Here is a 5084-nt window from a genome sequence, read left to right as displayed (position 1 = left end):
CTCGCGCGCCATTTCGAATGGGGGCTGTATCTGGAACACGCGAGCTTCAACCTCGCGATGGCGCTGCTGTTCGGCCGCACGCTCGCGGCCGGCCAGGTGCCGCTGTGCACGCGTTTCGCGACGATGATCCACGGCACGATCACGCCGGCCGTCGCGCGCTACACGCGGCGCATCACGCTCGCGTGGACGCTGTTCTTCGTCGCGATCGCCGCCGTGTCGACGCTGATGTTCGCGACCGCGCCGATCGTCGCGTGGTCGACGTTCGCGAACTACCTGTCGCTGCCGCTCGTCGCCGTGATGTTCGCCGCCGAGCATGCGTGCCGGCGCTTCGCGCTGCCGCACGAAGCGCGGCCGCGGATGGTCGACGCGGTGCGCGCGTACCGCGCGTCGACGCAACCGTCACGATGAATTCATGGCCGGCGCGGCGCCGCATCGCGGCCGCGCCGGTCACCGCTTCCCGCTCTAGCCGATTTATGCCGACTCACCCGCTGGTATTCCATTCCTCGCCCGACCAGACGATCGCCTGGCGCGACGGCACGCCCGTCACCGTGCGCGCGTTCGTCGCCGACGTCGCGCGCGTGGCCGCCACGCTGCCCGCCGGCGGCCACGTGTTCAACGTGTGCCGCGACCGCTACCGCTTCGCGGTCAGCCTGTGCGCGGCGCTCGTCTCCGGCAGGATCAGCCTGCTGCCGTCGACGCACACGCCGGAGATGGTGCGCCAGCTTGCGTCGTTCGCACCGGACGCGTTCTGCCTGCACGACGCGCCAGACTGCACGATCGACCTGCCGCGCTTCGCGTATCCGGACGCCGCCGCCGGCGACCTCCCCGACGACGCACCCTGCGTGGTGCCGCAGATCGACGCGGAGCGGATCATGGCGTACGTGTTCACCTCCGGCTCGACCGGCGCGCCGGTGCCGCACCGCAAGACCTGGGGCTTCCTGGTCGGCTGCGTGCGCGCAGCGGCCGACCGCCTCGGCCTGCTCGACGGCCGCGCGGCCACGCTGATCGGCACCGTGCCCGCGCAGCACATGTACGGCTTCGAGTCGACGGTGCTGCTCGCGCTGATCGGCGGCCTCGCGTTCAGCAACCGCCAGCCGTTCTATCCGGTCGACATTCGCGACGAACTCGGCGCGATCCCGCAGCCGCGCGTGCTCGTCACGTCGCCGATCCACCTGCGCGCGCTGCTGTCGGCCGGCCATGCGCTGCCGCCGGCCGCGCTCGTGCTGTCGGCCACCGCGCCGCTGTCGGAAAAACTCGCGTGCGAAGCCGAGGCCGCGCTCGGCGCGCCGCTCGTCGAGATCTACGGCAGCACCGAAACCGGCCAGATCGCGACGCGCCGCACGTCGCAGGGCGCGACCTGGCAACTGTTCCCGGACATCCGGCTCGATGCGCGTGATGCGCGTGATGCGCACGACACGCCGGATCGCGACGCCGCGGGCGACGACAGCGGCCCGACCGTGTGGGTGTCGGGCGGACACGTCGAGGCCCCCGTGCCGATGGGCGACGCGCTCGAGCTGCTCGGCGACGGCCGGTTCCTGCTGCACGGCCGCAAGGCGGACCTCGTCAACATCGCGGGCAAGCGCACGTCGCTCGCCTATCTGAATCATCAATTGAATGCGATTGCCGGCGTCGTCGACGGCGTGTTCTTCATGCCGGACGAAGCCGCGCCGGCCGACGCCGACGCGACCCGCGAACCGGTCACGCGCCTCGTTGCGCTCGTGGTCGCCCCGACGCTCGCCGCGGCCGACCTGCAGCGCGCGCTGCGCGAACGGATCGATCCCGCGTTCATGCCGCGTCCGCTCGTATTCGTCGATGCATTGCCGCGCAACGAAACGGGCAAGCTGCCGCGCGACGTACTCGCCGCGCTCGTCGCACGGCACACGCGCGCCGCCGCGGCCGATGTGCGCGATCGCAGCGAGACGGATGCGCCGCTCGCGTTCACGATTCCCGCCGATCACCCGGCGCTGCCCGGTCATTTCCCCGGTCATCCGATCGTGCCGGGCGTCGTGCTGCTCGATCACGCGATCGCCGCGCTCGGCGCATCGCTGAACCGCCCGCTGGATACGTGGCGGCTGGCTTCCGCGAAATTCCTGAGCCCGGTCGCGCCCGGCGAACCGCTCGATCTCGCGTTCGATGCGGCGGCCGGCGGTGCGATCCGCTTCACGCTGCACGCCGGCGCGCGCGACGTCGCGACCGGCGTGCTGTCCGCGCCGCCGGCTACACCGGAAGGCGCACAGTCATGAAGCGCACCGCATGGGCCGAGCGCGAGGAACGCAGCAACGAGGCGCTGCTGCGCGCGATGACCTGGATCTCGCTGCGGTTCGGCCGACGGCCGTCGCGCGTCGTGCTGCACGCCATCGCAACCTATTTCGTGCTGTTCTCGCCGGTCGCCCGCGCGGCGTCGCGCGACTACCTGCGCCGCGTGCTCGGCCGTCCGGCGGGCTGGCGCGACGTGTACCGGCACGTGTTCACGTTCGCGGCGACGATCCACGACCGCATCTACCTGATGAACGGCCGCTTCGACCTGTTCGACATCCGGCTGCACGGCGAAACGCGGGTGGACGACGCGCTCGCCGGCGGGCGCGGCGCGTTCCTGATGGGCGCGCACCTCGGCAGCTTCGAAGTCGTGCGGGCGATCGGCCGCACGCGTCCGGACCTGCGCGTCGTCGTCACGATGTTCGAAGAGAACGCGCGCAAGATCAATGCGACGCTCGCCGCCGTGAATCCGGCCGCGAAGCCGGACGTGATTCCGCTCGGGCAGGTCGACTCGATGCTGAAGGTGCGCGAGCGCCTCGACGCGAACTGCATGGTCGGGATGCTCGCCGACCGCACGCTGCTCGACGACGCGGCCGCGTCGCTGCGCCGGCTGCCGCTGCTCGGCGCGCCGGCCGCGTTCCCGCTCGGGCCGCTCTACATGGCCGCGATGCTGCGGCGCCCGGTGCTGTTCATGACCGGCCTCTATCGCGACGGCAATCGCTACGATGTGCACTTCGAGACGCTCGCCGATTTCTCCGACGTGTGCCGCGACACGCGCGCGGCGGCCGTCGATGCGGCGCTCGCGCGCTACGTCGCGCTGCTCGACCGGTATTGCCGCGCGGCCCCATACAACTGGTTCAACTATTTCGATTTCTGGCAGACCGGCAACGCCGCCGCGCGCCGCGACGATGTGCGCGCGTGCACCGGGCTGTCCACCCCGAGGGATTCCGACGCATGACCGCCGTTCGCCGCTTCCTGGCGCTGTTCCAACTGCTGCTCCCGCTGTCGTTCCTGCTCGCGCCGCGACGCGCCGCGCGCCTGTTCGCCGTCACCGCCGCCGTCGCGCTCGCCCTGCCCGCGCAGGCAGCCGACACCGGTTCGGCATGGACCCTCGACCGGCTGATGTCGACGCTCGCGCAGCACAAGTCCGGGCGTGCCACGTTCACCGAGACGAAGACGCTGTCGATCGCCGCGCAACCGCTCGAATCGTCGGGCGAGCTCGTGTTCGTCGCGCCCGACCATCTCGAGAAGCACACGCTGAGCCCGAAGCCCGAACATCTCGTCGTCGACGGCGACATGCTCACCGTCGAGCGCAACAACCGCAAATTCACGCTCGCGCTCGCGCGCTACCCCGAGCTCGGCGCATTCATCGACAGCATCCGCGCGACGCTCGCCGGCAACCGCTACGCGCTCGAGCAGGTCTACAAGGTCGCGCTCGCCGGCCGTGGCGACGACTGGACGCTGACGCTCACGCCGCTCGATTCGCGGATGCTGAAGGTCGTCAGCACGATCACGCTCGACGGCACGCGCGACGTGTTGCGCAGCGTCGCGATCCGGCAGGCCGACGGCGACCATTCGACGATGCGCCTGCAACCCGTCCCGGCGAACTAATGGACGAACGCACCCGGCCGACCGCCCCCGTCACCCGGCGCCTGCCCGCCTGGCGGCAACGCGCCGTGCTCGTGTGGCTGCTTGCGCTCGTCGCATGCGGGATCGCGATCGCCCGCGCGAATTTCACGGCCGACTTGTCCGCGTTCCTGCCGCGCGCGCCGAGCGCGGGGCAGCGCGTGCTCGTCGATCAACTGCGCGACGGCATCGTGTCGCGGCTGATCCTCGTCGCGATCGACGGCGGCGACGCGGCCGCGCGTGCCGCGCTGTCGCGGCGCGTGGCCGGCACGCTGCGCGCCGACCGGCAATTGTCCGCGATCAACAACGGCGAGGCCGTGAACGACGCGCGCGACCAGCAGTTCGTGTTCGATCATCGCTACCTGCTGAGCCCGGCCGTCACGCCGCGACGCTTCAGCGCGAACGGCCTGCACCAGGCGCTCGGCGACAGCCTCGACCTGCTGGGCTCGTCGGCGGGCCTCGTCGCGAAGGCGATGCTGCCGCGCGATCCGACCGGCGAAGTGACCGCGCTCGTCGACCAGCTCGACAGCGGCGCGCAGCCTGCCGTGCGTGACGGCGTGTGGGCGTCGCGCGACGGCACGCGCGCGGTGCTCGTCGTGCAGACGGCCGCCGCCGGCTCCGACACCGACGCGCAGGCACGCGCGATCGACGCGGTGCGCCGCGCGTTCTCCGCCGCGACGCAGACGCTGCCGAACCCGGCCGCGTACACGCTCGCGATGACCGGCCCCGGCGTGTTCTCGGTCGATACGCGCGACACGATCCGACACGACGTCGAGCGGCTGTCGACCGCGAGCATCGTGCTGATCGTCGCGCTGCTGCTGACGCTGTACCGCTCGCCGCGCACGCTCGCGCTGGGGCTGCTGCCGGTGCTGACGGGCATCGCGGCCGGCATCGCGGCGGTCAGCGTCGCGTTCGGCACCGTCCACGGGCTGACGCTCGGCTTCGGCACGACGCTGATCGGCGAGGCCGTCGACTATTCGATCTACCTGTTCGTGCAATCGGCGCAGGCCGGCTCGCGCGGCGCCGCGCGGCCCGCCGACGCGATGCGCGCGTGGCTCGCCGCATACTGGCCGACGATCCGGCTCGGCGTGCTCACGTCCGTGTGCGGCTTCGCGTCGATGCTGTTCTCCGGCTTTCCGGGCCTCGTGCAGCTCGGGCTCTATTCGATCGTCGGGCTGACGGCCGCCGCGCTCGTCACGCGA

General features: G+C 71.7%; 4 protein-coding genes and 1 pseudogene. All 5 read left to right on the top strand.

All coding sequences use genetic code 11. The features are described 5' to 3' along the window. Window positions 1-408: pseudogene (locus F3J14_RS33345) on the top strand (hypothetical protein); the annotation flags it as partial. Between the two features lie 65 nt (window positions 409-473). Continuing rightward, the gene (locus F3J14_RS33340) at window positions 474-2243 is read left to right on the top strand and encodes an AMP-binding protein (RefSeq protein ID WP_166726523.1); all 1770 of its coding nucleotides are present in this window, start codon (window positions 474-476) and stop codon (window positions 2241-2243) included. Continuing rightward, a complete protein-coding gene (locus F3J14_RS33335; protein ID WP_166726522.1) occupies window positions 2240-3214 on the top strand; it encodes an acyl-CoA synthetase in 975 nt (324 codons plus the stop codon). Before F3J14_RS33340 ends, F3J14_RS33335 begins: the two co-directional genes overlap by 4 nt. Continuing rightward, entirely contained in the window at window positions 3211-3867 is a 657-nt protein-coding gene (locus F3J14_RS33330) for an outer membrane lipoprotein carrier protein LolA (protein WP_166726521.1), read from the top strand. Before F3J14_RS33335 ends, F3J14_RS33330 begins: the two co-directional genes overlap by 4 nt. Continuing rightward, window positions 3867-5084: MMPL family transporter (locus F3J14_RS33325; RefSeq protein ID WP_166726520.1), on the top strand; the 1218-nt coding region annotated here is incomplete at its 3' end. The genes F3J14_RS33330 and F3J14_RS33325, both read left to right, overlap by 1 nt.

It is taken from the genome of Burkholderia sp. Tr-862, from assembly GCF_011753085.1.
Classification (GTDB): domain Bacteria; phylum Pseudomonadota; class Gammaproteobacteria; order Burkholderiales; family Burkholderiaceae; genus Burkholderia; species Burkholderia ambifaria.
The sequence above is the reverse complement of the archived record's forward strand: the minus strand, read 5'-3'. Positions and strand labels throughout refer to the sequence as shown.

Excerpts from the sequence above, each read along its gene's own strand:
- F3J14_RS33340 (WP_166726523.1), top strand. The coding sequence starts at position 474 with ATGCCGACTCACCCGCTGGTATTCCATTCCTCGCCCGACCAGACGATC.
- F3J14_RS33330 (WP_166726521.1), top strand. The coding sequence starts at position 3,211 with ATGACCGCCGTTCGCCGCTTCCTGGCGCTGTTCCAACTGCTGCTCCCG.
- F3J14_RS33335 (WP_166726522.1), top strand. The coding sequence starts at position 2,240 with ATGAAGCGCACCGCATGGGCCGAGCGCGAGGAACGCAGCAACGAGGCG.